This window comes from Rhodococcus sp. AB351, assembly GCF_049538275.1.
Classification (GTDB): domain Bacteria; phylum Actinomycetota; class Actinomycetes; order Mycobacteriales; family Mycobacteriaceae; genus Rhodococcus.
The window spans coordinates 277,728-303,825 of record NZ_JBMVFW010000006.1; the positions used below are offsets into that span (position 1 = coordinate 277,728).

Consider the following 26,098-nt stretch of genomic DNA (forward strand, 5'->3'; position numbering starts at 1 on the left):
CCTAGCGGGCGCTGAACGCGTCGCGCAGGCGCGAGAACAGGCCGCCGGTGTTCTGCGAACCCGTGGTCACGACCTCGACGTGCTCCCGGTCGCTGTGCCGGCGCAAGTCCTCGAGCAGCTTCGTCTGCTTGTGATCGAGCTTGCTCGGCACCACGACCTCGAGATGCGCGTGCAGGTCGCCGCGCGTACCCGAGCGCAGTTTCGGCATGCCGTGGCCGCGCAGCACCGAGATCGAACCGGGCTGGGTACCGGGATCGATGGTGATCTCGGTGGGTCCGTCGAGGATGGTCTCGACCGTCACCTTGGTGCCGAGCGCAGCGTCGACCATGGGCACGCGGATGGTGCAGTGCAGGTCGTCGCCGTCGCGCACGAAGACCTCGTGCTGCTGTTCGAGCACCTCGACGTAGAGATCGCCGGCAGGACCGCCGCCGGGACCGACCTCGCCCTGGGCAGCAAGGCGGATGCGCATCCCGTTGCCGACACCGGCGGGCACCTTGACGGTGATCTCGCGGCGGGCACGCACGCGGCCGTCGCCGCCGCACTTGCGGCAGGGATCCGGGATCGTCTCGCCGACACCGCGACAGGTGGGGCACGGCCGGGAGGTCATGACCTGGCCGAGGAAGGAACGCTGGACGGACTGGACCTCGCCGGCACCGCCGCAGGTCTCGCAGCGCACGGGCTTCGAGTCGCCGTGGGTGCCGGAACCGGTGCACGCGTCGCACAGGATCGCGGTGTCGACCGTGACCGTCTTGGTGACGCCGCGAGCGCATTCCTCGAGGGTCAGGCGGGTGCGGAGCAGCGAGTCGGCGCCGGGCTGGACGCGGCCGCGCGGACCGCGGGAACCGCCGGCGCCGCCACCGAAGAACGCCTCGAAGACGTCGCCGAGGCCGCCACCGAAGCCGGCACCGCCGAAGCCGCCTGCACCGCCGCCACCGGGTTCGAGCGGGTCGCCGCCGAGGTCGACGATGCGTCGCTTCTCGGGATCCGACAGCACCTCGTAGGCGGCCGAGATCTCCTGGAAACGCTTCTGCGCCGACTCGTCGGGGTTCACATCCGGGTGGTGCTCGCGCGCCAACTTGCGGTACGCCCGTTTGATCTCCTGGTCGGTCGCGTTCTTGGACACGCCGAGCGTCCCGTAGTAGTCCCGTGCCACGTTTGGTTCTCGTCCTTACGTCGTTCTACAGAGCAAAATGGACGGTGCTCAGCGTTCGCCGAGCACCTCACCGATATATCTCGCAACGGTGGCGACCGATGCGATGGTTCCCGGATAGTCCATCCGGGTGGGGCCGAGCACCCCCAGACCACCGAAGACCGTACCCGCGGCCCCGTAACCGGTGGACACGACCGAGGTGGTGCGCATCTCCTCGAACTGGGTCTCCTCACCGATGCGGACGGTGACCCGGCCGGCGTCCTGGCTGGACGCGAGCAGTTTGAGCACCACGACCTGCTCCTCGAGGGCTTCGAGGACCGTGCGCAACGAACCCGGCACTATCCCGTGGCCGTCGAAGTCGGCGGCGTTACGGGTGAGATTGGCGGTGCCTCCGAGCACGAGACGCTCCTCGGGGTGCTCGACGAGGGTCTCCACCAGCACGGTGGTGCACCGGATGAGCGCGTCGCGCAGATCGTCCGGTGCGTTGTCGGCGAGCTCGGTGACCGCGACGGAAGCCGCGGCGAGCCGCTTGCCGGTCAATGCCCCACCGAGCAGCTCACGCAGCCGCGACAGGCCGTCCTCGTCGATCACGTCGCCGAGTTCGACGATGCGCTGATCGACGCGGCCCGAGTCGGTGATGAGCACGAGCAGCAGCCGCGCCGGCGTCAGCCCGACCACCTCGAGATGTCGCACGGACGACGCCGAGAGCGTCGGGTACTGCACGACCGCGACCTGGCGGGTGAGCTGCGCGAGCAACCGCACCGCGCGGCGCAGCACGTCGTCCAGGTCGACGCCCGATTCGAGGAACTGCAGGATCGCGCGGCGCTCGGCCGACGAGAGCGGTTTGACCTCCGCGATCCTGTCGACGAACTGGCGGTAGCCCTTGTCGGTGGGCACGCGTCCCGAGCTCGTGTGGGTCTGTGTGATGTATCCCTCTGCTTCGAGCACAGCCATGTCGTTACGGACCGTGGCGCTGGACACACCGAGGTTGTGCCGGTCGACGAGAGTCTTGGAGCCGATCGGCTCCTTGGTGGACACGTAATCCGCCACGATGGCGCGCAAGACCTTGAATCTCCGCTCCTCGGTACTCGACAACCCGCCACCTCCGTTTCCGCCGCCTGCAGGACTGCACCTCTCGGGGCCGTACCCTGCCAGTCTAATCGCGCGACGACCTCGAAGGTGTCGGGCACGTGTGCGACACCACCCCGAACCGGAGGCGACGCCGTCGGCGCGTCCCCCGTAATGTGTCCGCATGATCTTCAAGGGCGTCCGGGACGGCAAACCGTATCCCGATCACGGACTGTCTCTGCGCGACTGGTCGAGGATTCCGCCCCGCCAGGTGCGCCTCGACGAGATCGTCACGACGACGAAGGTGCTCGAACTCGACCGGCTGTTGTCGGAGGACTCGACCTTCTACGGCGATCTGTTCCCACACGCCGTCCAGTGGCAGGGCGTGCTGTACCTCGAGGACGGGCTCCACCGTGCCGTGCAGTCCGCACTGCGGAACCGGCCGGTGCTGCACGTGCGTGTCTTCGAGTACGACGTGCTGATTCCCGGTGGCGTGCCCGACCCGGGCGCCGAGGTTCGGGGCCCGTCTCCCGCATAGCCCGATCAGGGGTGGATTCGCCCCGTTTCGACCGACGTCCGACGGACCGCCCGAGCTCTCGGACACCGACCGGGAAGGAATGGCATGGGCGAGACGTTCGGCCGCTACGAACTGCAGACCCGGCTCGGCCAGGGCGGGATGGGTCAGGTGTGGTGCGCATTCGACTCGGTCACCGATCGTCAGGTCGCGGTCAAGGTCCTGCCGCCGGAACTCGCCGACGACGCCGGATACCGCGCGCGTTTCGATCGTGAGGCCCGGGCCGTCTCCAAGCTCCGCCATCCGAACATCGTCCCGATCCACAATTTCGGTGAGATCGACGGACGGCTGTACATCGACATGGCCCTGCTCGAGGGCGAGGATCTCGGCACCGTCCTACGACGTGAAGGTTCCCTGCCGCTCGACCGCACCGTGCGCGTGATCGGCCAGGTCGCTGCGGCTCTCGACGCCGCACACGATGCGGGACTGGTGCACCGGGACGTCAAACCGGCCAACATCGTGCTGCACCCCAGCGGCCATACCTATCTGATCGACTTCGGGATCGCACATGCCGACGGTCAGACCGCGCTCACGCGCGAGGCCGGAGCGATCGGCACTCTCGCGTACATGGCCCCGGAACGCTTCGACGGCCGATCCGGGCCGGGTTCCGACATCTACGCGCTGACCTGCGTGTTGTTCCAGTGCCTCACCGGACGAGCACCGTTCGCCACCGACAGCACCGCTCAGCACGTCGCCTCCCATCTCACGAAACCGCCGCCGCGTCCGACCGACCTCGTGCCCGACCTCCCTGCCGCGCTGGACGGCGTCGTCGCACGTGGGATGGCCAAGCGGGTCGAGGATCGGTATCGCCGGGCCGGTGAACTCGCCGAGGATCTGGCCCGGAGCACGATGGACCGGCGGCCGCCGCGCGGGGCACCGGTCCCGCTCCGGAAGGTCGAGCCCGGACCGCCGCCCACGGCGGTGATCCCGCCGACCGCGGTGAACCCGTCGAGCTGGATGGGCCCGCCGACCTTCCCGAACCGACCCCCGATGGGGCCTCCTCCCTCACCTCCGGCGCGTGCACCGCGCCGCGGTGCGGTCGTGGCACTCGCGGTCGCCGCCGCGGTGATCGCGGTGGGGGCGGTGCTCGCCTTCGTCCTCGGGCGGGGCACCGGCGACTCGCCGTCCGCCGGTGCCACGAGTCCACTCCCGGCGGAGACCTCGACACCCTCCACCGTGCCGTCCTCACCCGGATCGACGTCACCCGAACCGACCTCGTCGGAGTCACCGCCGAGTTTCGAGCGTATGGAGACCTTCGTGCGGGACTACTACGCGTTGCTCCCGGACGACACCGAACAGGCCTGGGCGTTGTTCGATCCCCACTACGCGGGGAAGGTCGGCCGGGCCGGGTTCGAGGAGTTCTGGCCGACGATCCGGTCCGTCTCGGTGGATGCCGTGGAGCCCCGCGATGCGTCGAGTGTGATCGTCACCCTGACGTTCGTCACCGTCGACGGCCGGACCGAGTCGGAGAAGCGCTGGGTGTCGGTGGTCGAGAACCGTGGGCGGCTGTCGGTCTACGACTCGGAGCGCATCGGCGCGGCATGACGCGACCGGTCGGTCGGAGCGGCGTGACGCGACCGGACGGTCAGTCGTCCGCGCCGAGCAGGATGGTGCGGACCACCGCGTCGGCGAGCAGCCTGCCCCGGTCGGTCAGCACGAGATGATCGTCGCGCTCCACGGCGAGCCCGTCGGCGACCACCGTCTCCGCCGCGACGCGCTCACCGTCGTCGAGTTCCGACAACGGCAGGCCCGTGCGCAGCCGCACGGTGAGCATGACGAGTTCGGTGTGCCGGTCCTCGGTGGTGAGATGTTCGCTTCCCGCGACGGGCAGGGCTCCGTCGGCGAGGGTCGACGCGTAGCGGGCCGGATGCTTGACGTTCCACCAGCGCACGCCGCCGACATGGCTGTGCGCGCCCGGCCCGGCGCCCCACCAGTCGCCGCCGTCCCAGTAACCGAGGTTGTGGGCGCAGCGCGCCGACGGATCGTCGGCCTTCGCCCAGTTGGACACCTCGTACCAGGTCATTCCGGCGTCGGCGAGTCGCACGTCGATCCGCTCGTACCGCGATGCGAGCACGTCGTCGTCCGGGGCCGGCAGCTCGCCGCGACGGACACGGCGGGCGAGGGCGGTGCCGTCCTCGACGATGAGCGCGTACGCCGAGACGTGGTCGACGCCCGCTTCGAGCACGGCGTCGAGGGAGGCGTCGAGATCGGCATCGCGCTCGCCGGGAGTGCCGTAGATCAGATCGAGGTTGACGTGGCCGAAACCGGCCGCGCGCGCTTCCTTCGCCGCCGCGACGGGACGCCCGGGTGTGTGGGTGCGGTCGAGGACCGCCAGCACGTGCGGCGCCGCGGACTGCATGCCGAGCGACACGCGGGTGTATCCGGCCTCGCGGATCGACGAGAAGAACTCCGTGGAGGTCGACTCCGGGTTCGATTCGGTCGTCACCTCGGCGCCGGGGGCGAGCCCGAACGAGTCGCGGATCGCGTCGAGTACCTGCGCGAGACCGTCCGCGCCGAGCAGCGAGGGCGTTCCGCCGCCGACGAAGACCGTCTCGGCGGCGGGGGCCGGTCGTCCGGCCTCGGACAGCAGCCGGGCGCCGGCGTCGAGTTCGCGGCGCAGACCCTCGAGCCAGGACTGCGGCGAGGCCGCGCTGCCGAGTTCCCCGGCCGTGTAGGTGTTGAAGTCGCAGTAGCCGCAGCGGGTCGCGCAGAAGGGCACGTGCACGTACACGCCGAACGGTCGCGTCCCCACGCCGGCGAGTGCCGAAGCGGGAAGTTCGAGACCGGCCGGACGACCCGCGATACCGATTTCCGTGCCGGTGCGTCGACCGATCTCAGTGCTGTTCACGCCCTCCAGTGTTCCAGAGACCCGAAGGGCGGTTCCGCGCGCGACGCCCCTACCTCGACATTTCCCGAAAATTGGGTGGAAATACCGCCCGCAATTCGGAATCGCCCCGGTGACATGGCACAATGGTCCGCATGACAGGACACGGAGTGCGACTCGTGGCGCGACGCCACGTCGACTTCAAGCGCGTCTGCGCATCCTGTTGTCTGCCTTGCGCCGCTTGTCTCTGCGCCGACTGTCTCTAGTCGGCACTCCCCGGCACATCCCAGATCCCGCCGGGTCGAAGCATGCGTGCACGAGGTCAGCCCCCTCCTGCGCTCGTCGATCCGGTTCCAGCGAATATCAGGAGACCCTGTATGTCGTCGACCACCGACGTCACGCCCGCCGACGAGTCGGCCACTCCCGCCCGCCGCGCGCGTCCCGCCAAGCGTCGCGCCGAGGGCCAGTGGGCCCTCGGTTACCGCGAGCCGCTCAACGCCAACGAGCAGACGAAGAAGGACGACAACCCGCTCAACGTCCGCAAGCGTATCGAGAACATCTACGCGCAAACCGGTTTCGACGGAATCGACAAGAGCGATCTGCGCGGCCGCTTCCGCTGGTGGGGTCTGTACACCCAGCGCGAGCAGGGCTACGACGGCACCTACACCGGTGACGAGAACATCGACCTGCTCGAGGCGAAGTACTTCATGATGCGGGTGCGCTGCGACGCCGGCGCCCTGAATCTCGCGCAGCTGCGCACGATCGCCGGTATCTCCACCGAGTTCGGTCGCGACACCGCCGACCTGTCCGATCGCGAGAACGTCCAGTACCACTGGATCGAGGTCGAGAACGTCCCGGAGATCTGGCGTCGTCTCGAATCGGTCGGTCTGAAGACCACCGAGGCGTGCGGCGACTGCCCCCGCGTCGTGCTCGGTTCGCCGCTCGCCGGTGAGTCCCTCGACGAGATCATCGACGGCACTCCGGCGATCGACGAGATCGTGAGCCGCTACATCGGCAACCCCGAGTACTCGAATCTGCCGCGCAAGTTCAAGACCGCGATCTCCGGCCAGCAGGACGTCGTGCACGAGATCAACGACGTCGCCTTCATCGGCGTCGAGCACCCCGAGCACGGCCCCGGCTTCGACCTGTGGGTCGGCGGCGGTCTGTCCACCAACCCGATGCTCGCGCAGCGGGTCGGCGCGTGGGTGCCGCTCGAGGAGGTCGCCGATGTGTGGGAAGGCGTCGTCGCGATCTTCCGCGACTACGGCTACCGCCGGCTGCGGTCCAAGGCACGCCTGAAGTTCCTCATCAAGGACTGGGGCATCGAGAAGTTCCGCGAGGTGCTCGAGACCGAATACCTGAAGCGTCCGCTGATCGACGGCCCGGCCCCGGCTGCACCGGAGCGTCCGATCGATCACGTCGGAGTCCAGAAGCTGCGCAACGGCCTCAACGCCGTGGGTGTCGCGCCGATCGCCGGTCGTGTCTCGGGCACGATCCTGTCGAAGGTCGCCGACGCCGCCGAGCGTGCGGGTTCGGACCGGATCCGGTTCACCCCGTACCAGAAGCTGATCGTGCTCGACGTGGCCGACGACAAGGTCGAGCAGCTCGTCACCGAGCTCGAGGCGCTGGGTCTGCCGGCTTCCCCGTCGCCGTGGCGCAAGAACCTCATGGCGTGCACGGGAATCGAGTTCTGCAAGCTGTCCTTCGTCGAGACGCGCAAGCGTTCGCAGGCTCTCGTGCCCGAGCTCGAGGAGCGTCTCGCCGACATCAACGCGCAGCTCGACGTCCCGGTGACGATCAACATCAACGGCTGCCCGAACTCGTGCGCGCGCTCCCAGATCGCCGACATCGGCTTCAAGGGTCAGCTCGTCGACGACGGTGAGGGCAACCAGGTCGAGGGTTTCCAGGTGCACCTCGGCGGTGCGCTGGGCTTCGACGCGAAGTTCGGACGCAAGCTGCGCCAGCACAAGGTCACCAGCGCCGAGCTCGGCGACTACATCGAGCGGGTGGTGCGCACCTTCGTCAAGGAGCGCGCGCCCGGCGAGCGCTTCGGCGAATGGGTCGTCCGCGCCGAGGAGGCAGACCTGCGATGACGGGCACTGCTGCAGCGGTCGACACGAAGACGGATCGGGAAGGGACGCGATGACGATCGATACGAACATCGACGAGCTCCGAAGTATTGCCGCGCAGGGGGCGGCAGAACTCGAAGGTGCGTCGGCGCAGGAACTCCTGCGGTGGACGGACGAGACCTTCGGTACCCCCACCACCGACGGTGGACGTAGCGGGTACATCGTCGCGTCCAACATGCAGGACGGTGTCCTGGTCCATCTGGCCGCGCAGCAGCGCCCCGGCGTGGACGTGCTGTTCCTCGACACCGGCTACCACTTCGCCGAGACGCTCGGCACGCGCGATGCGGTGGAGCAGGTGTACGGCGTGAACATCGTCAACGCCCGGGCGCAGCAGTCCGTCGCGGAGCAGGACGCCCTGCTCGGCAAGGATCTGTTCGCTCGCGACCCGAACGAGTGCTGCCGCCTGCGCAAGGTGGTGCCGCTGAAGGAGAGTCTGAAGGGCTACCGCGCCTGGGTGACCGGCATCCGCCGTGTCGAGGCGCCCACCCGCGCGAACGCACCGCTGATCTCGTTCGACGACGCGTTCGGACTGGTGAAGATCAATCCGATCGCGGCATGGTCCGACGAGGACATGCAGAACTACATCGACGAACACGGGATCCTCGTCAATCCCCTCGTCGACGAGGGCTACCCGTCCATCGGGTGCGCCCCGTGCACCACCAAACCACTTCCCGGAGCCGATCCGCGCAGCGGGCGCTGGGCCGGCCGAGCCAAGACCGAATGCGGGTTGCACGCCTCATGACACTCACCGATACGAATCCCACCGACACCCGGACGCTGCTGGACGGCAACCGTTTCGACACCCTCGACGCCCTCGAGTCGGAGGCGATCCACGTCTTCCGCGAGGTCGCGGGCGAGTTCGAGCGCCCCGTCATCCTGTTCTCGGGAGGCAAGGACTCCACCGTCCTGCTGCACCTCGCGATCAAGGCGTTCTGGCCCGCGCCGCTGCCCTTCGCGCTGTTGCACGTCGACACCGGCCACAACCTCCCCGAGGTCCTCGAGTTCCGCGACCACGTCGTCGAGAAGTACAACCTGCGACTGCACGTCGCGAGCGTCGAGGACTACCTCGCCGACGGCCGGCTCACCGAGCGTCCCGACGGCATCCGCAACCCGCTGCAGACCGTGCCGCTGCTCGACGCGATCTCGGAGAACCGGTTCGACGCCGTCTTCGGCGGCGGTCGCCGCGACGAGGAGCGTTCGCGCGCCAAGGAGCGCATCTTCTCGCTGCGCAACGCATTCGGTCAGTGGGATCCGAAGCGTCAGCGTCCGGAGCTGTGGAATCTGTACAACGGGAAGCATGCACCCGGTGAGCACGTGCGGGTCTTCCCGCTGAGCAACTTCACCGAACTCGACATCTGGCGCTACATCGCCCGCGAGAACGTCGAACTGGCGAGCATCTACTACGCGCACGAGCGTCCCGTCTACCGCCGCGACGGCATGTGGATGACCCCGGGTGTCTGGGGTGGTCCGGCCGAGGGTGAAGAGCTCGAGACGCGTTCAGTGCGCTACCGCACCGTCGGCGACGGATCGACCACCGGCGCGATCCTGTCCGAGGCCTCCACGAACGAGGAGATCCTCGCCGAGGTCGCGGCATCACGACTGACCGAGCGCGGCGCCACCCGCGGCGACGACCGGGTTTCCGAAGCGGCGATGGAAGACCGCAAGCGAGAGGGCTATTTCTGATCATGAGCGACCTTCACGAGCGGAGCGTGCAGAGCGACACGCAGCTGCTGCGCCTCGCCACCGCCGGTTCGGTCGACGACGGCAAGTCCACCCTGGTGGGCCGGCTGCTCTACGACACCAAGTCCGTACTCGCCGACCAGATCGACGCCGTCACCCGCGCGTCGGTCGACCGCGGCCTCGACACCCCCGACCTGTCGCTGCTCGTCGACGGCCTGCGCGCCGAGCGTGAGCAGGGCATCACCATCGACGTGGCCTACCGCTACTTCGCGACGCCGAAGCGCAGCTTCGTCCTGGCCGACACGCCGGGTCACGTCCAGTACACCCGCAACACGGTGTCGGGTGCGTCCACAGCGCAGCTCGTCGTCCTGCTGGTCGACGCGCGCAAGGGTGTCGTCTCGCAGACCCGTAAGCACGCCGCCGTGCTGGCCCTGCTCGGTGTGCCGAAGCTCGTCCTCGCGGTCAACAAGATCGACCTCGTCGAGGATCCGGCCTCGGTGTTCGCGCAGATCTCCGCCGAGTTCGGCGAACTGACGAGCTCGCTCGGCTGGGCCCCCGAGGACGTGCAGGAGATCCCTGTCTCCGCGCTGCACGGCGACAACGTGGCGGTGCGCAGCGAGAACACCCCCTACTACGACGGCCCGACCCTCATCGAGTACCTCGAGTCGGTCCCCGTCGACGCCGACGTGCACGGCCGGCACGAGACCGGTCTGCGCTTCCCGGTGCAGTACGTGATCCGTCCCCGCACCGCCGAGTTCCCCGACTACCGCGGCTACGCCGGTCAGGTCGCGGCAGGCTCCGTGCGCCCCGGCGACGAGGTCGTCGTGCTGCCGTCCGGTGTCCGCACCACCGTCGAGCGCATCGACAGTGCCGACGGCGCATTCGATGTCGCGCACGCCGGCCGGTCGGTGACCCTGGTGCTCGCCGACGACGTCGACGTCTCCCGCGGCGACATCATCGCCACCCCGGAGGCGGCACCCGAGCCGCTGTCGGAGTTCGAGGCCACCGTGTGCTGGCTCGCCGAGAAGCCGCTGCGTCCCGGCGCCCGGCTGCTGCTCAAGCACGGCACCCGCACCACGCAGGCCATCGTCGGCACGATCGACGAGCGGTTCGACGAGCAGAACCTCTCCTCCGTCCCGAGCCCGGACAGCATCGAGCTCAACGAGATCGCGCGCATCACGGTGCGTGTGGCCGAGCCGATCGCCGCGGACGACTACCGCGTCAACCGCCGTAGCGGCAGCTTCCTGCTCATCGATCCGGCCGGGGGCAACACCCTGGCTGCGGGTCTCGTGGGCGACGGACTCGCCGACATCGAGCTCGGGGACCGCGTCCCGGCATGATGCCGCTCGTCGCCGTCGCGCACGGCAGCCGCGACCCGCGTTCGGCGCGGGCCGTGGCTGCCGCGCTCGACACCGTCCGGGCCGAGAACCCCGGTCTGGACGTGCGACTCGCGTTCCTGGACCTGAACACCCCCTCGGTCGGGCAGGTCCTCGACGCGCTCGCCGCGGACGGGCATCGGCAGGTCGCGGTGGTGCCACTGCTGCTCGGCAGCGCCTTCCACGCGCGGGTCGATCTGCCGGCCCTGTTGCACGAGGCGCAGCAACGTCATCCGTTGCTCGAGGTGCTGTGCTCGCCGATCCTCGGCGACGACGATCTCCTCGTCGACGCGGCTCGCGACCTGATCACGGCCACGGGGGTGTCGGTCGATGATCCGTCCGTCGGTGTCGCGGTGTGCGCGGTGGGATCGCGGCGCCCCGAAGCGAACCGGGCGACAGAACTCGTCGTGCCCCGCATCCTCGCCGGGACGGCGTGGACGCAGGCCGCGGCGTGCTTCGCCACCACCGGCCCGTCGGTCGGAACGACCCTCGCCGATCTCACCTCCCGCGGCGCACGCACCGTCGTGCTGACGCCGTGGATCCTCGCCCCCGGACTGCTGTGGGACCGCGCCTGCGCCGAGGCCGAGAGTCTCGGGCACGTGCGGGTCGCGGAAACTCTCACCCGGCACGATGCCGTCGCGCGGGTGATCGCCCAGCGCTACACCGAGGCCGTGCACCGCCGGCGCGGACTGCGCGTGGCCTGAGTCGCGTCCGACTCTCCGCCCGAGTTCACGCACGATTCGCATTCCTCCGCTACAACGGAGTCACAGTCGTCGTTCGACGACATCGGTGATCCGGGAGGACCTCGCGTGCAGAACGAACTCCGTCGCTACATCGACCGGCTCCGCACGGAGGGCTATTCGGTGCGCGACGACCACGGTGAGGACCCCGATCTGATCGACATCGAGGGCCGGGCCGTCGACACCTGGCGGGAGAACTATCCGTACGACACCCGGATGGACCGCGCCACCTACGAGGTCGAGAAGTACCTACTGCAGATCGAACTGCTGAAGTTCCAGTCGTGGGCCAAGGACAACGGGTCCAAGCACATCATCGTGTTCGAAGGTCGCGACGCCGCCGGCAAGGGCGGCACCATCAAGCGGTTCCAGGAGTACATCAACGTCCGGCACGCCCGGACCGTCGCGCTCAACAAGCCGTCCGACCGCGAGCAGGGCCAGTGGTACATGCAGCGCTACATCCAGCACTTCCCCACCGCCGGTGAGCTCGTGCTGTTCGACCGCTCCTGGTACAACCGTGCCGGGGTCGAACGCGTCATGGGGTTCTGCAGCGACGACGAGTACGAACGCTTCATCACTCAAATCCCGATGTTCGAGCAGCTCATCGTCGACGCCGGGATCTCGCTGACCAAATTCTGGTTCTCGGTCACGCAGAACGAGCAGCGCACGCGGTTCGCGATTCGCCAGCTCGACCCCGTCCGCCGCTGGAAGCTGTCGGAGATGGACCTCGAATCGCTCGACAAGTGGGACCAGTACACCGAGGCGAAGGAAGAGATGTTCCGTCGCACCGACACCGATCACGCCCCGTGGACGACGATCAAGTCGAACGACAAGAAGCGGGCCCGGATCAACGCGATGCGGTTCTTCCTCAACCAGTTCGAGTACGACGACAAGGACCGTCAGATCGTCTTCCCGGCCGACCCGAAGATCGTCCGGCGCGGCAAGGATGCCGTCGGCGACTAGCCTCCGGGAGGTCGTGCTCCGGGCGTGCCGAGGTGCGCAGGGCTGGCGCGCAGCCTGTGATCCGTACCACACTGGACGGTGACGCGAGGAGGCAGCATGGGCACAGCCAATGTCGGTCACGGAATCGTCGTCGGCATCGACGGATCGGACAGCGCACTCGATGCGGCCCGGTGGGCCGCCTGCGTCGCCCGACGTCTCGGCGAACCGATCGACCTGGTGCACGTTCATCCCCCCACCTCCGACAACGGGACCGACCCGTCGGAGGCCGTTCTCACCGCCGCGGAAGCAGCCGTTCGTGGCGCGGTCGACCGGGTGGAGGTCCGGCGGTCCACGCCGTCGGGCAAGCCGGATCGCGTGCTCACCGACCTGTCGCGTGAGGCACGGATGATCGTTCTCGGTCACACCACCACCACCGAATGGCAGTCGATGGTGCGGCGTTCCGACGTCGTGTCGGTGGCCAACCACGCCGAATGCCCGGTGGTGACGTGGCGCAGCCGCGAGGGATTCCAGCCACCCGACGGTCGTCCGGTCGTCGTCGGCGTGGACGGCACCGAGGTCAGTGCGGGGGCCGTCGAGCACGCGTTCGCGACCGCGGCGGCGCTCGAGGCACCGCTCGTCGCGATCCACACGTGGACGGAGCAGTCCACGCTCACCTACGGCGAGGGGTCACGGTTCACGGACTGGACGGCCTACGTCGAGTACCGGAGGGAGGAGATGAGGTCGAACACCTCCGGGCACACCGAGCGGTTCCCCGACGTCGAGGTCTCCTACCGGGTCGAGCGGGGCAAGCCCGACATCGTCCTGCTCGAGGAGTCCAAGAGCGCCCAGCTCGTGGTGGTGGGCAGCCACGGGCGGAGTCCGCTGGCCGCTGCGGTGGTCGGCTCGAGCAGCCAGGGACTGATCCACCACAGTTGCTGTCCGGTCATGATCTGCCGGGCCCACCACCGGTCGGAGACCGAAGCGCACTGACCCGGCGCGCATGAGCCCGACGCCGGCGTTCGGTTACTGCGCGGCGGTACCGAGCGGGGCGGCCTCGGACGCGGCGGGAGCGTGCGCGTAGACGGTATCGCCCGCGACGAGCCCCAGGTCGTGGGCTTCGCCGCGGGTGATCTGCGTCGTGAACTGCTCACCGGTCGCGTCGTTGCGCAGTTCGACACGTACCTCGAAGCCCAGCCGGACGACACGCTCGACGGTCGCCCGCGTGACACCGACCGAGCCGCCGGACGTGTCGGAGAGCGCGGGTTGCCGGGCGAGCCGGATGTCGTGCGGCCGCACCAGCACGCCGTTGAGCTTGGACACCGTGCCGAGGAACGACATCACGAAGCTGTTCGCCGGGCGATCGTAGAGTTCCTCGGGCGTTCCGACCTGTTCGATGCGTCCGGCGTTCATCACCGCGATGCGGTCGGCGACGTCGAGCGCCTCCTCCTGGTCGTGCGTGACGAGCACGGTGGTCACGTGCACCTCGTCGTGCAGGCGGCGCAGCCAGGTCCGCAGGTCGGCGCGGACCTTTGCGTCCAGGGCACCGAACGGCTCGTCGAGCAGCAGCACCTGCGGGTCCACCGCGAGGGCACGCGCGAGCGCCATGCGCTGACGCTGGCCGCCGGACAGCTGCGCCGGATAGCGTCGCTGGAATCCGCCGAGCCCGACGATCTCGAGCAGGTCGTCGACCCGCTTCGTGATCTCGGCCTTGGGGCGCTTGCGGATCTTGAGTCCGAAGGCGACGTTCTCGCGCACGGTCATGTGCTTGAACGCGGCGTAGTGCTGGAACACGAACCCGATGTCGCGCTTCTGCGGGGTGACGCCGGTGACGTCCTTGCCGGCGATGTGGACGCTGCCCGCGTCGAGGGTCTCGAGGCCCGCGATCGAGCGCAGCAGGGTCGACTTCCCCGAACCCGACGGGCCGAGCAGGGCGGTGAGCGAGCCGGACGGGATGTCGATGTCGACGTCGTCGAGTGCGGCGAAGTCTCCGTAGTTCTTGCGCGCCCCGGTGACGGTGATCATTCGGTGCTCCTCTTCCGGTCGAGCAGGGTCATCAGCAGCAGGACGATCACCGCGATGGCCATGAGCAGGGTCGCGGCGCTGTAGGCGCCGAAGGTGTTGTGGTCGTCGATGTACCGGGCGTGCACGAGCAGCGTCAGCGTCTGGGAGACGCCGGGGAAGCCGGACGAGACCATGATGACGGCACCGAACTCGCCGAGGGCTCGCGCGACGGTGAGGACGATGCCGTAGGTCAGGCCCCAGCGGATCGCCGGCAACGTGATCCGCCAGAAGGTCTGCCAGGTGTTCGCGCCGAGGGTCGCGGCGGCCTGTTCCTGCTCCTCCCCGATCTCGCGCAGCACCGGTTCGACCTCGCGCACGACGAACGGCAGCGTCACGAAGATCGTCGCGAGCACCATGCCCGGCAGGCCGAAGATCACCTTGAAGCCGAGATCCTCGACGGCACCGAACCATCCGTTGGCGCCCCAGAGCATGATCAGGGCGACACCCACGACGATCGGCGAGACCGCGAAGGGCAGGTCGACGACGGCCTGCAGCAGTCCCCTCCCCGGGAATCTGCCGCGGACGAGGGCCAGCGCGACGACGATGCCGAAGATCACGTTCACGGGTACGACGATCGCGACGATCAGCAGCGACAGGTTCAGCGCCGAGATCGCGGCGGGGGTGCTGATCGACTCGGCGAACGCCACGATGCCGTTCTCGAAGGTTCGGTAGAGGATCACCCCGATCGGGACGAGCAACAGTACGAACAGGTAGGCGAGCGCGACGAAGCGCAGCGACAATCGGGATGCGAGGGACGGTTTCACCGGTCGTCCTCCTCTCGGCGCAGCCCCCGGTTCGCGACCAGGCGCAGGACGAACAGCACGACGAAGGCGATCACCAGCAACGCGACGGAGACCGCGGCGGCGTTGACCGGCCGGTCGATCTCGATCTGCTGCTGAATGTACTGCGACGCGACCTGCGTCTTGTACGGGATGTTGCCGCCGATGAGCACGATCGAGCCGTACTCACCGATGGCGCGGGCGAATGCCAGGCCGGTGCCGCCGAGGACGGCCGGTGCGAGCACGGGCAACACGACCGTGCGGAAGATCGTGAAGTTGCCGGCTCCGAGCGAGGCGGCGGCCTCCTCGACCTCACGGTCGGCCTCGATGAGCACCGGCTGCACCGAGCGCACCACGAACGGCAGCGTGACGAATGCCAGCGCCACCACCAGTCCCGGCTCGGTCGCGTTGAGCTGCACACCGATCGGGCTCTGCGGCCCGTACAGCGAGAGCAGCACGATGCTCGCGACGATCGTCGGCAGGGCGAAGGGCAGGTCGATGAGGGCGTTGACGAACTTCTTCCCCGGGAACTCGTCGCGGACGAGCACCCAGGCGATCACCGTGCCCATCACCGCGTTGATCGCCGCGACGACCAGCGAGACGACGACGGTGATCCGCAGGGTCGCCAGGGCGGCCGGCGCGGTGATCGCATCGACGAAGGTCCCGAGACCGTCGGAGACGGAGTGGAAGGCCAGGGCCGCGAGGGGAAGCAGGACGATCAGGCTCAACCACAGGGTGGCGATGCCGATACCGAGGGGCCCGACGGCGCCGGTGAACATCCGGCGACGTGGTCGGGCGGGGGCCGTGGCGGACGGCCCGCGACGCGAACCCGCCGGGGCGGGAGACGAATCTCCCGACCCGGCGGTGTGTTCCGAGACGGTCACGCGCGTGCTCTACTTCGTGGCGTTGTCGTAGATCACCGCGATGGTGCCGGTGCTGTCGGCGAACAGCTCCTCGTTCACGGTCTCCCAGCCGCCGAGATCGGCGACGGTCCACAGCTTCTCCGGCTGCGGGAACTCGTCGGCGAACTCCTCGGCGACGGTCGGGTCGACGGGCCGGAACCCGGTCTCGGCCCACAGGCGCTGGGCGTCGGGGGTGTACAGGAAGTCGTTGAATGCCTGCGCGACCTCGACGTCCTTCGCGTTCTTCAGCACCGCCGCGGGGTTCTCGATCTTGAACGTGACGGGCGGGGTGACGTGCTCGACGGGGTCGCCGTTGCGCTCGATGAACAGCGCCTCGTTCTCGTAGCTCAGCAGCACGTCGCCGGTGCCCTGCAGGAAGGTCTCGGTGGCCTCGCGACCGGACTTCGGCTGCACCTTCACGTGGTCGGTGACCAGTGCGTCGACGTAGTCGATGCCGGCCTGCGGGTCGGCGCCGCCGTTGCTCTTCGCGGCGTAGGGGGCGAGCAGGTTCCACTTCGCCGAACCCGAGCTGAACGGGTTGGGGGTGACGACCTCGACGTCCGGCCGGAGCAGGTCGTCCCAGTCCTGGATGTTCTTCGGGTTGCCCTCACGGACGACGATGGTGACGACCGATCCGAACGGGATCCCGTTGTAGGCGTTGTCGTTCCAGTTCTCGTCGACGAGGCCCGCGTCGACGAGACGGGTGATGTCGGGTTCGACGGAGAAGTTCACGAAGTTGGCCTCCGCGCCGTCGCGCACCTTGCGGGACTGGTCTCCGGAGGCGCCGTAGGATTGCTGGAAGACGACGCCTTCCCCCTCCTCGGTCTCCTGGAAGGCGGGGATCAGCGAGTCGAATCCGACCTTGGGCACGGCGTAGGCGTAGAGGTTGATCGTGCCACCGGATCCGTCGCCGCCGCTCTCGGCTCCGACGGTGTCGCTCGAACCGCCGGCGCAGGCGGTGAGGGAGAACGCGGTGACCGCGGCGAGCGCCGCGACGACGAACCTGGAACGTTTCATGACGAGCCTCCTGAGGGGCTGTTTCGAGGGGGATGAACGCGACCGGCCACCGGACGAGGGGCTGCCGGGATCCGACCGGCCGGGATTCGCGAGGATGCAGCACCGACGGACGCGAGGATCCGGAAGACGGGGACCGCAGAGAAGAAGGGTTCAGCGACAACAGTCGATGTCGGCGACCGAAGGCATGCCCACAGCGATCAACGCCAACTCATGGCGGATGCGGGGCAGCGTGGTCGCGGACACGCGGCAGAGATTAGCAGAGGTCGAGGATCGACCGAAATCGACGATTCGGACACCGGGCGTCGAGCACCGGACCGGATGCGCGAGCGGCGTGCTCACATGGAGACGAGCCATGCGACGACGACGATGATCAACAGCGCGATCAGCGCCAGGGTCACGCGCGAACGCGGCATGTCAGCAATCCTCCGTCGTAGTGGCGGGCGAGTCCGTCTCTCCACGGCCGAGCAGTCCGAAGACACCGGCCATCGCCCGATCGAGCAGCCATGCGACCCCGAAGCAGGCCGGCACCAGCACTGCGAGCACCAGGGCCACCTGAGGGACGAAGGACAGGCCCGCGAGCCACAGCTCGAAGCCGTCCCACCACGAAGCCACCCGATCCATTGCCTACACCCTAGTAGGTTCGGCAACCGTCCTGCGATCCGCCCGGCCCGCGGTGATCATGGAGGGATGGACCACCACCACTCCTCCTCACCGCTGTCGGGGGCACCCTTCCGACGGAGTCCGTTCCCGCCGATCGACGACTACGCATTCCTCTCGGATTGCGAGAGCACCTGCCTGATCGCGCGTGACGGCACCGTGGAGTGGATGTGTGTGCCCCGTCCTGACTCCCCGAGTGTGTTCGGGTCGCTGCTGGACCGCAGCGCGGGACATTTCCGGTTGTCGCCGCACGACCGCACCGTTCCTGCGGCACGCCGGTACCTGCCGGGCGGTCTGGTGCTCGAAACGACCTGGCAGACCGACACGGGTTGGATGATCGTGCGGGACGCGCTGGTCATGGCGCCCTGGTACGACGTCGAGGAGCGCTCGACCACGCACCGCCGGACCCCGTCCGACTGGGAGTCCGAGCACATGCTGCTGCGCACGGTGCGCTGTGTGAACGGGACGGTGGATCTGTACGTCAGCTGCGAGCCCGCCTTCGACTACCACCGCGGCCGCACCGAATGGAGCTACACCGGCAAGGTCTACGAGGAGGCCACCGCGGTGTGCCGGAATGCGCCGGACGAACATCCGACGCTGCGCATGACGACGGATCTGCGTCTCGGGATCGAGGACCGCGAGGTCCGCGCGCGTCGTCGACTCCACAAGGGCGACACGGCGTTCGTCGCCCTGTCGTGGTCGGACTGCCCGATGCCGCACACCTTCGACGAGGCCGCCGTGAAGATGGCCGCCACCCAGGACTACTGGCGCGAGTGGATCACGACGGGCCGCTTCCCGGATCACCCCTGGCGCACCTACCTGCAGAGCAGCGCGCTGACGCTCAAGGGACTGACCTACAGCCCGACCGGGGCGCTGCTCGCCGCGTCGACGACCTCTCTGCCGGAAACCCCTGGCGGAAGACGCAACTGGGACTACCGCTACGCATGGGTGCGTGATTCGACGTTCGCATTGTGGGGCCTGTACACACTCGGGTTCGACCGGGAGGCCGACGATTTCTTCTCGTTCATCCTCGACGTCTCGCGCGACGCGGACGGCATGAGATATCCGCTCCAGGTCATGTACGGGGTGGGTGGTGAGCGCGAATTGCCCGAGTCCACCCTCGCGCATCTGAGCGGCTACGACGGCGCGACCCCGGTCCGGATCGGCAACGACGCCTATCACCAACAGCAGCACGACATCTGGGGCACGCTGCTCGACTCGGTGTACCTGCACGTCAAGTCCCGCGGACACTTTCCCCAGACGTTGCTGCACACCCTGCGCCGGCAGGTCGAGGAGGCGGCGGCCAACTGGCGCAAGCCCGATCGCGGCATCTGGGAGGTGCGCGGCGAACCCCAGCACTTCGTGTCGTCGAAGGTCATGTGCTGGGTTGCCCTCGATCGCGGCGCGAAACTCGCCGAGCTGCAGGGCCGCCCCGACTACGCCCGCAAGTGGACGGCCGTCGCCGACGAGATCAAGGCCGACGTCCTCGAACACGGCGTCGACGAACGCGGTGTCTTCACCCAGCGGTACGGTCACCCGTCGCTCGACGCCTCGGCTCTGCTGATCCCCTTGCTGCGCTTCCTGCCCGCGGACGATCCCCGCGTGCGGGCCACGGTGCTGGCGATCGCCGACGAACTCACCGAGGACGGACTGGTGCTGCGCTACCGCGTGGAGACCACCGACGACGGACTCGCGGGTGAGGAGGGTTCGTTCACCATCTGCTCGTTCTGGCTGGTCTCGGCGCTCGTCGAGATCGGTGAGGTCGAGCGGGCCGCCGCACTGTGCCAGCGCCTGCTCGACTACGCGAGCCCCTTGAAGCTCTATGCCGAGGAGATCGACACCGAGACCGGACGTCATCTGGGGAACTTCCCGCAGGCGTTCACCCACCTGGCGCTCATCAACGCCGTCGTCCACGTCATCCGCGCCGAGCGGGAGATCGGAGCGGGCAACTTCCGGCCCGCGCATCTCGGGCCGTGAGCCGGTCTCAGGCGTTCGCGACGGCCTCGAGCTGCGGCCGGATCACGTCGAGCGCATAGCCGATCGACAGCGACGAGGGCGTGTTGAACGCGACCACCGTCGGGAAGTCGACGACGGCGAGACCGCCTCCGGTGACGGCGGGCAACCGGTCGAATCCGGGCAGGGCCATCAGGTCCTGCTCGGTTCCGCCGCGCGGCAGGATGATCAGTAGATCGGCGACCAGGGCGTCGACGCGTTCGGGACCCAGCACGACCCGCCCCTGGGAGGCTCCGCCCTCCGCGACCAGCGCGGGCGGCAGCGTCATGCCCAGCTGCGTGAACAACGCCGCCGCCCCGTCATTCGGATCGGCAACCACGACGACCTGCTGCTCGTTGGTGACGTACTGCGACAGCGCGGCGGTCCGGCCCTCGAGTCCCGGCAGAGCGGCCTCCTCGATCTCGGCGTTGCGGTCGGCGATGATCCGCTCGGCGTCGTCGGTGCGGCCGAGGACCTCACCGAGCACACGCACCTGTTCGTCCCAGCGGTCCACGCCGGTGTCGCCGAGAGGCCCGATCGTCGGCGCGACCGCGGAGATCGTGTCGTAGTCGTTCTGCGAGGCGATCTGCCAGGCGCCGAGGATCAGGTCGGGTTCGAGAGCGGCCACCTCCTCGACGGGCACCGACGTCTCCGCCGTCGGACTCAGCGCCACCGCATCCGGGGAGACGCCGGTCTGCCAGGGGTAGAGTCCGCGATCGTCGCCGTACGAGCCTGCGCTGTAGTACGCGACCGGCTGCACTCCGAGTTCGACGAGGGCGTCGAGCCATTGGCTGGAGGTCGCGACGATCCGCTCGGGTGTGCCCTCGATCGTCGTCGTGCCGTAGGAGTGCTCGACGGTGACGGTCTCGCCACCGGCAGTCGCGGGTTCGTCGGTGTCCGTCGAGCATGCTACGAGACTCGGGACGGCGAACAGTACGAGCGCTACCGCGGAGAGAACGACTCGACGCATGGGCGACCTCCATTTCAGGTGAGGCTCACCTTAACTCGAGTGGGGACGTCCGTGTGCCGATGCCGTCCTCAGCGGAAGCGGGACAGCAGGGTCTCCGCCTGCTCGGCGATACCCCGGATGACCTCGCCCGCGGGTCGCTCGGACCGCACCAGACCGGCGGCCTCCCCCGCGTAGACCACTCCGATGTCGGGATCGTCGCCCGTGTACGCGGCGGCGAGGGTGTCCTCGTCGGCGCCCCGACCGTGCCACTCGTCGGTGAAGGCGTTGCGCAGGGCACGTCCGCCCCAGCGCGCCGGCCACGGCTGGTGCCGGGCCTTGTCGAAGACGTCGGTGTAGACGGTGTCGGCGCTGCCGGCCTCCACGAGCCGGCCGCGGGCGTAGTCGGGGCCGACGGTCTCCGGGCTGGCGAGCAACGCCGTCCCGACCAGGGCGCCCTGCCCACCGGCTGCGAGCACCGCCGCCAGACCGCGACCCGTGGCGATGCCACCTGCGGCGAGCACGGGCAGCGACGTCGACTCGAGCACCTCCTGCAGCAACGGAAGGGTGCCGATCCGGCCAGTGTGCCCACCGGCCTCATGGCCCTGCGCGATCACCGCATCGACACCCGCCGCCTCGACCACCCGCAGATCGTCGATCGTGTTGATCTGCGAGAGGACGATCGCTCCGGCCTCGTGGACGCGCTCGACGTAGGGTGCGGGATCGCCGAACGAGAGCGTGACCAGTTGCGGGCGGTGCTCGAGCACTGCGGTGAGGAGGCTGTCGTCGTCGGCGAGCGCCCAGGTCATCAGACCGAATCCCACAGGCCCACCACCGATCTCGCGGGCGGTGCGCACCTCGCCCTCGATCCACTCGGCGGTGTTGTAGCGGGCGGCGCCGATGAGTCCGAGGCCGCCGGCCCGCGTCACCTCGCCCGCGAGCCGCCCCCCGGCCCGGCCGCCCATGGGCGCACCCAGCAGTGGAACGGAGATTCCGAGTTCACGGGTGAGCCAGGTGTCGAGCACGCGAATCCTTCCGGTGGGCGTCGCAGCAGGGACGACTACTTCTTCGGCTTGTCGGACGAGGCCTCGGACGACAGCGCGGCGACGAACGCTTCCTGCGGCACGTCGACGCGGCCGATGGTCTTCATCCGCTTCTTGCCTTCCTTCTGCTTCTCGAGCAGCTTGCGCTTACGGCTGATGTCGCCGCCGTAGCACTTGGCGAGAACGTCCTTGCGGATCGCCCGGATGTTCTCACGGGCGATGATCTTCGAGCCGATCGCAGCCTGGACGGGCACCTCGAACTGCTGCCGCGGGATGAGTTCCTTGAGCTTGGTCGTCATCTTGTTGCCGTAGGCGGCAGCGGCGTCCTTGTGGACGATCGCGCTGAACGCGTCGACGGCCTCGCCCTGCAACAGGATGTCGACCTTGACCAGCGCGGCCTCCTGCTCGCCGGCCTCCTCGTAGTCCATCGAGGCGTAGCCGCGGGTGCGCGACTTCAGCGAGTCGAAGAAGTCGAAGATGATCTCGGCCATCGGCAGCGTGTACCGCAGCTCGACGCGGGTCTCGGACAGGTAGTCCATGCCGCCGAGCTCACCGCGCCGCGACTGGCACAGCTCCATGATCGAGCCGATGAACTCGCTCGGGGCGATGATGGTGCACTTGACGATCGGTTCGTAGATCTCGCGGGCCTTGCCCTCGGGCCAGTCGGACGGGTTCGTCACGACGACTTCCTGACCACCTTCGAGCACGACGCGGTAGACGACGTTGGGGGCGGTGGAGATCAGGTCGAGGCCGAACTCGCGCTCGAGGCGCTCGCGGGTGATCTCCATGTGGAGCAGACCGAGGAAGCCGCAACGGAAGCCGAATCCGAGGGCGACGGACGTCTCGGGCTCGTAGGTGAGCGCAGCGTCGTTGAGCTGGAGCTTGTCGAGCGCGTCGCGCAGCACCGGGTAGTCGGAACCGTCGACCGGATACAGGCCGGAGTAGACCATCGGGCGCGGTTCGCGGTAGCCGGTGAGCGGCTCCTCCGCACCGTTGCGGGCGGTGGTGACGGTGTCGCCGACCTTCGACTGGCGCACGTCCTTCACGCCGGTGATGAGATAGCCCACCTCGCCGACGCCGAGACCGGCGGTGGCCTTGGGTTCGGGCGAGACGATGCCGACCTCGAGCAGTTCGTGGGTCGTGCCCGTCGACATCATCTTGATCTTCTCGCGGGGCACGATCTTGCCGTCGACCACACGCACATACGTCACGACGCCGCGGTAGGTGTCGTAGACGGAGTCGAAGATCATGGCGCGGGCAGGCGCGTCGGCGTCACCGACCGGCGGCGGCACCTGGCGGATCACGGCGTCGATGAGTTCGGGGACGCCCTCGCCGGTCTTGCCGGAGACCCGGAGCACGTCGGACGGCTCGCAGCCGATGATGTTCGCGATCTCACCGGCATAGCGGTCGGGGTCGGCCGCGGGCAGGTCGATCTTGTTGAGGACCGGGATGATCGTCAGGTCCTTGTCGAGCGCGAGGTAGAGATTGGCGAGGGTCTGCGCCTCGATGCCCTGCGCGGCGTCGACGAGCAGGACCGCGCCCTCGCACGCCTCGAGCGCGCGGGAGACCTCGTAGGTGAAGTCGACGTGGCCCGGGGTGTCGATCAGGTGCATCACGTAGTCTTCGCCGTCGAGCTTCCACGGCAGACGTACGTTCTGCGCCTTGATCGTGATGCCGCGCTCGCGCTCGATGTCCATGCGGTCGAGGTACTGGGCGCGCATCTGCCGCTCCTCGACCACCCCGGTGAGCTGCAGCATCCGGTCCGCGAGCGTCGACTTTCCGTGGTCGATGTGCGCGATGATGCAGAAGTTCCGGATCTTTGCGGGGTCCGTGAACGTGGTGTCGGCGAAGGTGCTGATGTCGTGCTCCTGACTCGGACTGGCAGCGGCCTGCAGACCGCGGTCACCCTGCAGAATATCCAAGTCGGGCGGCGGCCGGGACTTCGCCCGGGTCAGGTCCGGTTAAGCTCGGTTCCCGTGGCCGGTACATGGAAGAAATTGGGCAGGCAGCTGGGGCGTCTCGCCGTCGAGCAGGGGCCGAAGATCTACCAGCAGTTGCAGCAGTCCGGGGCGCTCGACAAGGCGCGCGCCGCGCTGAACGCGGCCGGCCAGGCCGGCGCAGCGAGCGGAACTTCGGGGAGCGGTACCACCGCGGCACCGAAGCCCGGCGCGGACCGGACCGCGGCGCCGAAGCCCGGTGCTGCGAAGACCCAGTCCGGTACGAAGCGCCCGGCCCCCGGTCGCCCGGTGGCGTCGCGCACCACGCCGACGGCGCAGCGTGCCCGCCGCCTCGAGTACTCCCCCGATCTCGACGGTCGCGCCGATCCGGGCGAGATCGTGTGGACCTGGGTGGCGTACGAAGAAGATCCGACGCAGGGCAAGGACCGCCCGGTGCTCATCGTGGGCCGCGACGACTCGACGCTGCTCGGACTGATGCTGTCGTCGAACGCCGACCGCGACGGTCACCGCGACTGGCTCGGAATCGGCTCCGGACGGTGGGACGCGGAGAACCGCCCGAGCTGGGTGCGCCTCGATCGCGTGCTCGACGTCCCCGAGGACGGCATCCGCCGCGAGGGCGCGATCCTTCCCCGCGCACGCTTCGATCAGGTCGCGGCCCGGCTCCGCACCGATTTCAACTGGAGCTGAACCGGGCCGCGTCCCGCCCGCGGGACCTCAGGAGGCCCGGAGCCCGTACCGCCGTCCGAAGAGGAAGGTGTAGACGAGGGCTCCGAGTGCGCCGCCGATGAGCGGGAACACGATGAACGCCCACAGCTGCCCGAGCGCACCGTCCTGGTAGAAGGCGACGGCGAGGCTGCGGGCGGGATTGACCGACGTGTTGTCGATCGGGATCGAGATCAGGTGGATCACGGCGAGGGTGAAGCCGATGGCGATGCCGGCGATCGGTGCGTCGGCGACCTGATCGGTCGCGCCCAGCACCACGAACACCAGCACGGCCGTGAGCAGGACCTCGACGACGATCATCGCGCCGATACCGTAGCCGTTCTCGAGCACACCGCCGAGCGGGCCGTGCACCGCCGAGGGGCTGTGCGCGCCCCAGCCGTTCGCCCCGAGCCCGTCGGCGGCACGGTCGTAGCTCGGAAGCGACGACGCCACCGCGTAGAGCGTCAGACCGGCGATCAGACCGCCGACGACCTGCGCGATCCAGTAACCCACGGCGCGCACCGGGGTCACATGACCGACGATGAGCTGCCCGAGCGTCACCGCCGGGTTCACGTGACACCCGGAGATCGGGCCGATGGTGTACACGAGGAACAGCAGGGTCAGGCCGAACGCCAATGCGACGCCGAGCTGGCCGACATAGGTTCCGGCGAACACCGCGGTACCCACCGCGGAGAACACCAGGAGGAAGGTTCCGATCGCCTCCGCCACGTACTTCCGCAGATCGGAGAACTCACCGGGGTCTCTGATTTCCAGGGATGTCTGGCGTGCGAGATCCTCGTCGATTCGGGACTCGGGATCGCGTGGGGGTTCCATGGGTCACCTCGATGTTCGCGGTCCCGCACGCAGGCGGAACCTGGTGGTAGAACACTTCGAGTCGATGCACCGCAGCCGCGAACTCGCCGTTCGCGCTGTGAGGGAGATTACGCAAGCGCCGTGACCTCGACAACGACATCGTGCGCCGTGGCGTGTCCGCCCATGTAGATGCCCTCCCGCGGCGGCACGCAACAACAACAGTCAGGTGCGCGTCGTCCTGGCCGAAACGATCAGGCCGGTGAGAAGGGTGATTCGACCGCCGGTTTGGGCTTTGCGATCCGTTCTTGGTAACCTTGTCCATCGGTGCTCAGATGCACCCAGAGCTTTCCTACCAGCTACCAGCAAGACGACAGGATTTTACGCGTGGCCAACATCAAGTCCCAGGTGAAGCGGATTCGCACCAACGAGCGCAACCGACTCCGGAATCAGTCGGTGAAGTCGTCGCTTCGTACGGCGATCCGTTCGTTCCGCGAGGCTGCGGCCGCCGGCGACAAGGACAAGGTCAACGAACTCCTCGTCGCCACCAGCCGTCAGCTCGACAAGGCTGCCAGCAAGGGTGTCATCCACCCCAACCAGGCCGCCAACAAGAAGTCTGCTCTCGCGAAGCTTGCCAACAAGCTCTGAGTTCATCGCTCCGAGGTAGTAGACGCAGGCTCTGCTTCACGAAGGCCGTCCCCCGCCGGGGACGGCCTTCGTGGCATTGAACGGCAGACATGACGCCGCCCCT

Annotated in this window: 25 protein-coding genes; 12 read left to right on the forward strand and 13 right to left on the reverse strand. The window is 68.5% G+C overall.

The annotated features are described in order from the left end of the window. Nucleotide 1 precedes the first annotated feature (1 nt). Nucleotides 2–1,153 carry a molecular chaperone DnaJ gene (gene dnaJ, locus ACPCXD_RS15400; RefSeq protein WP_088897215.1) on the reverse strand — a complete coding sequence of 384 codons (1,152 nt, stop codon included), beginning with the start codon at nt 1,151–1,153 and terminating at the stop codon, nt 2–4. Between the two features lie 48 nt (nt 1,154–1,201). After that, on the reverse strand, nt 1,202–2,245 hold the full coding sequence (gene hrcA, locus ACPCXD_RS15405; protein WP_088897214.1) for a heat-inducible transcriptional repressor HrcA: 1,044 nt from the start codon (nt 2,243–2,245) through the stop codon (nt 1,202–1,204). Nucleotides 2,246–2,402: 157 nt separating this feature from the next. Between hrcA and ACPCXD_RS15410 the strand changes: the two genes are divergently transcribed. Further along, nucleotides 2,403–2,756, forward strand: coding sequence for a type II toxin-antitoxin system VapB family antitoxin (locus tag ACPCXD_RS15410; RefSeq protein WP_060651486.1), 354 nt, complete (start codon nt 2,403–2,405; stop codon nt 2,754–2,756). Nucleotides 2,757–2,840: 84 nt separating this feature from the next. Next, nucleotides 2,841–4,337, forward strand: coding sequence for a protein kinase domain-containing protein (locus tag ACPCXD_RS15415; protein ID WP_423660194.1), 1,497 nt, complete (start codon nt 2,841–2,843; stop codon nt 4,335–4,337). Nucleotides 4,338–4,377: 40 nt separating this feature from the next. Here ACPCXD_RS15415 and hemW read toward each other — a convergent pair whose 3' ends face one another. Further along, nucleotides 4,378–5,601 carry a radical SAM family heme chaperone HemW gene (gene hemW, locus ACPCXD_RS15420; RefSeq protein ID WP_423660230.1) on the reverse strand — a complete coding sequence of 408 codons (1,224 nt, stop codon included), beginning with the start codon at nt 5,599–5,601 and terminating at the stop codon, nt 4,378–4,380. A 392-nt stretch (nt 5,602–5,993) separates the two neighbouring features. Between hemW and ACPCXD_RS15425 the strand changes: the two genes are divergently transcribed. From ACPCXD_RS15425 to ACPCXD_RS15455, 7 genes are all read left to right on the forward strand, one after another. Further along, nucleotides 5,994–7,709: a nitrite/sulfite reductase gene (locus ACPCXD_RS15425; protein WP_088897211.1), complete on the forward strand. Its 1,716-nt coding sequence runs from the start codon at nt 5,994–5,996 to the stop codon at nt 7,707–7,709. A gap of 49 nt (nt 7,710–7,758) precedes the next feature. Then, on the forward strand, nt 7,759–8,487 hold the full coding sequence (locus ACPCXD_RS15430) for a phosphoadenylyl-sulfate reductase (RefSeq protein WP_016695466.1): 729 nt from the start codon (nt 7,759–7,761) through the stop codon (nt 8,485–8,487). Continuing rightward, on the forward strand, nt 8,484–9,428 hold the full coding sequence (gene cysD, locus ACPCXD_RS15435) for a sulfate adenylyltransferase subunit CysD (protein ID WP_088897210.1): 945 nt from the start codon (nt 8,484–8,486) through the stop codon (nt 9,426–9,428). The genes ACPCXD_RS15430 and cysD overlap by 4 nt, the downstream gene beginning before the upstream one ends. 2 nt (nt 9,429–9,430) lie before the next feature. Continuing rightward, nucleotides 9,431–10,765, forward strand: a complete 1,335-nt coding sequence (locus tag ACPCXD_RS15440; RefSeq protein WP_120279711.1) for a sulfate adenylyltransferase subunit 1 — start codon at nt 9,431–9,433, stop codon at nt 10,763–10,765. Next, a complete protein-coding gene (locus tag ACPCXD_RS15445) occupies nt 10,762–11,505 on the forward strand; it encodes a sirohydrochlorin chelatase (protein ID WP_229565093.1) in 744 nt (247 codons plus the stop codon). Before ACPCXD_RS15440 ends, ACPCXD_RS15445 begins: the two co-directional genes overlap by 4 nt. A 105-nt stretch (nt 11,506–11,610) precedes the next feature. After that, nucleotides 11,611–12,501 (forward strand): polyphosphate kinase 2, encoded by an 891-nt coding sequence (gene ppk2, locus ACPCXD_RS15450; protein WP_423660197.1) that lies wholly within the window; start codon nt 11,611–11,613, stop codon nt 12,499–12,501. Between the two features lie 96 nt (nt 12,502–12,597). Next, entirely contained in the window at nt 12,598–13,470 is an 873-nt protein-coding gene (locus ACPCXD_RS15455) for a universal stress protein (RefSeq protein ID WP_088897207.1), read from the forward strand. 33 nt (nt 13,471–13,503) lie between these two features. Here ACPCXD_RS15455 and ACPCXD_RS15460 read toward each other — a convergent pair whose 3' ends face one another. The 6 genes from ACPCXD_RS15460 to ACPCXD_RS15485 form a co-directional block, all read right to left on the reverse strand. Continuing rightward, complete coding sequence (locus ACPCXD_RS15460; RefSeq protein ID WP_088897206.1) at nt 13,504–14,502, reverse strand: sulfate/molybdate ABC transporter ATP-binding protein; 999 nt, start codon at nt 14,500–14,502, stop codon at nt 13,504–13,506. Next, nucleotides 14,499–15,305 (reverse strand): sulfate ABC transporter permease subunit CysW, encoded by an 807-nt coding sequence (gene cysW, locus ACPCXD_RS15465; RefSeq protein WP_145692437.1) that lies wholly within the window; start codon nt 15,303–15,305, stop codon nt 14,499–14,501. The genes ACPCXD_RS15460 and cysW overlap by 4 nt, the downstream gene beginning before the upstream one ends. Further along, nucleotides 15,302–16,099, reverse strand: coding sequence for a sulfate ABC transporter permease subunit CysT (cysT, locus tag ACPCXD_RS15470; protein WP_016694104.1), 798 nt, complete (start codon nt 16,097–16,099; stop codon nt 15,302–15,304). The genes cysW and cysT overlap by 4 nt, the downstream gene beginning before the upstream one ends. 114 nt (nt 16,100–16,213) lie before the next feature. Next, nucleotides 16,214–17,239, reverse strand: a complete 1,026-nt coding sequence (locus ACPCXD_RS15475; protein ID WP_145692438.1) for a sulfate ABC transporter substrate-binding protein — start codon at nt 17,237–17,239, stop codon at nt 16,214–16,216. 150 nt (nt 17,240–17,389) lie between these two features. Continuing rightward, nucleotides 17,390–17,482, reverse strand: a complete 93-nt coding sequence (locus ACPCXD_RS15480; protein WP_315899260.1) for an Ms4533A family Cys-rich leader peptide — start codon at nt 17,480–17,482, stop codon at nt 17,390–17,392. A gap of 171 nt (nt 17,483–17,653) precedes the next feature. Beyond that, entirely contained in the window at nt 17,654–17,860 is a 207-nt protein-coding gene (locus tag ACPCXD_RS15485; RefSeq protein ID WP_016694101.1) for a hypothetical protein, read from the reverse strand. 66 nt (nt 17,861–17,926) lie between these two features. Here ACPCXD_RS15485 and ACPCXD_RS15490 point away from each other — a divergent pair, with 66 nt between their 5' ends. After that, complete coding sequence (locus tag ACPCXD_RS15490; RefSeq protein ID WP_160875637.1) at nt 17,927–19,873, forward strand: glycoside hydrolase family 15 protein; 1,947 nt, start codon at nt 17,927–17,929, stop codon at nt 19,871–19,873. A gap of 7 nt (nt 19,874–19,880) precedes the next feature. Here ACPCXD_RS15490 and ACPCXD_RS15495 read toward each other — a convergent pair whose 3' ends face one another. The 3 genes from ACPCXD_RS15495 to lepA all read right to left on the reverse strand — a co-directional run bounded on the left by ACPCXD_RS15495 (nt 19,881) and on the right by lepA (nt 23,790). Continuing rightward, a complete protein-coding gene (locus ACPCXD_RS15495; RefSeq protein ID WP_160875639.1) occupies nt 19,881–20,858 on the reverse strand; it encodes an ABC transporter substrate-binding protein in 978 nt (325 codons plus the stop codon). 68 nt (nt 20,859–20,926) lie between these two features. Then, nucleotides 20,927–21,859 carry an NAD(P)H-dependent flavin oxidoreductase gene (locus ACPCXD_RS15500; protein WP_160875641.1) on the reverse strand — a complete coding sequence of 311 codons (933 nt, stop codon included), beginning with the start codon at nt 21,857–21,859 and terminating at the stop codon, nt 20,927–20,929. A gap of 35 nt (nt 21,860–21,894) precedes the next feature. Then, nucleotides 21,895–23,790, reverse strand: a complete 1,896-nt coding sequence (gene lepA / locus ACPCXD_RS15505) for a translation elongation factor 4 (protein ID WP_237451241.1) — start codon at nt 23,788–23,790, stop codon at nt 21,895–21,897. A 63-nt stretch (nt 23,791–23,853) separates the two neighbouring features. On the opposite strand from lepA, the gene ACPCXD_RS15510 reads away from it, so the two are divergent. Next, on the forward strand, nt 23,854–24,522 hold the full coding sequence (locus ACPCXD_RS15510; protein WP_160875643.1) for a type II toxin-antitoxin system PemK/MazF family toxin: 669 nt from the start codon (nt 23,854–23,856) through the stop codon (nt 24,520–24,522). A 27-nt stretch (nt 24,523–24,549) separates the two neighbouring features. On the opposite strand, the gene ACPCXD_RS15515 is transcribed toward ACPCXD_RS15510, so the two are convergent. Further along, a complete protein-coding gene (locus tag ACPCXD_RS15515; RefSeq protein WP_059380811.1) occupies nt 24,550–25,371 on the reverse strand; it encodes an aquaporin in 822 nt (273 codons plus the stop codon). A 363-nt stretch (nt 25,372–25,734) separates the two neighbouring features. On the opposite strand from ACPCXD_RS15515, the gene rpsT reads away from it, so the two are divergent. Further along, a complete protein-coding gene (gene rpsT, locus ACPCXD_RS15520; RefSeq protein ID WP_006554505.1) occupies nt 25,735–25,995 on the forward strand; it encodes a 30S ribosomal protein S20 in 261 nt (86 codons plus the stop codon). Nucleotides 25,996–26,098: the final 103 nt, after the last annotated feature.

Bases quoted from the DNA above. Each gene is read 5' to 3' on its own strand.
- cysT (WP_016694104.1), bottom strand. From the start codon at position 16,099: ATGTTCACCGGCGCCGTCGGGCCCCTCGGTATCGGCATCGCCACCCTG.
- cysD (WP_088897210.1), top strand. From the start codon at position 8,484: ATGACACTCACCGATACGAATCCCACCGACACCCGGACGCTGCTGGAC.
- ACPCXD_RS15445 (WP_229565093.1), top strand. From the start codon at position 10,762: ATGATGCCGCTCGTCGCCGTCGCGCACGGCAGCCGCGACCCGCGTTCG.
- ACPCXD_RS15410 (WP_060651486.1), top strand. From the start codon at position 2,403: ATGATCTTCAAGGGCGTCCGGGACGGCAAACCGTATCCCGATCACGGA.
- ACPCXD_RS15415 (WP_423660194.1), top strand. From the start codon at position 2,841: ATGGGCGAGACGTTCGGCCGCTACGAACTGCAGACCCGGCTCGGCCAG.
- ACPCXD_RS15495 (WP_160875639.1), bottom strand. From the start codon at position 20,858: ATGCGTCGAGTCGTTCTCTCCGCGGTAGCGCTCGTACTGTTCGCCGTC.
- ACPCXD_RS15460 (WP_088897206.1), bottom strand. From the start codon at position 14,502: ATGATCACCGTCACCGGGGCGCGCAAGAACTACGGAGACTTCGCCGCA.
- ACPCXD_RS15490 (WP_160875637.1), top strand. From the start codon at position 17,927: ATGGACCACCACCACTCCTCCTCACCGCTGTCGGGGGCACCCTTCCGA.
- ACPCXD_RS15475 (WP_145692438.1), bottom strand. From the start codon at position 17,239: ATGAAACGTTCCAGGTTCGTCGTCGCGGCGCTCGCCGCGGTCACCGCG.
- ACPCXD_RS15440 (WP_120279711.1), top strand. From the start codon at position 9,431: ATGAGCGACCTTCACGAGCGGAGCGTGCAGAGCGACACGCAGCTGCTG.
- ACPCXD_RS15485 (WP_016694101.1), bottom strand. From the start codon at position 17,860: ATGGATCGGGTGGCTTCGTGGTGGGACGGCTTCGAGCTGTGGCTCGCG.
- ACPCXD_RS15455 (WP_088897207.1), top strand. From the start codon at position 12,598: ATGGGCACAGCCAATGTCGGTCACGGAATCGTCGTCGGCATCGACGGA.
- ACPCXD_RS15425 (WP_088897211.1), top strand. From the start codon at position 5,994: ATGTCGTCGACCACCGACGTCACGCCCGCCGACGAGTCGGCCACTCCC.
- ACPCXD_RS15515 (WP_059380811.1), bottom strand. From the start codon at position 25,371: ATGGAACCCCCACGCGATCCCGAGTCCCGAATCGACGAGGATCTCGCA.
- ACPCXD_RS15430 (WP_016695466.1), top strand. From the start codon at position 7,759: ATGACGATCGATACGAACATCGACGAGCTCCGAAGTATTGCCGCGCAG.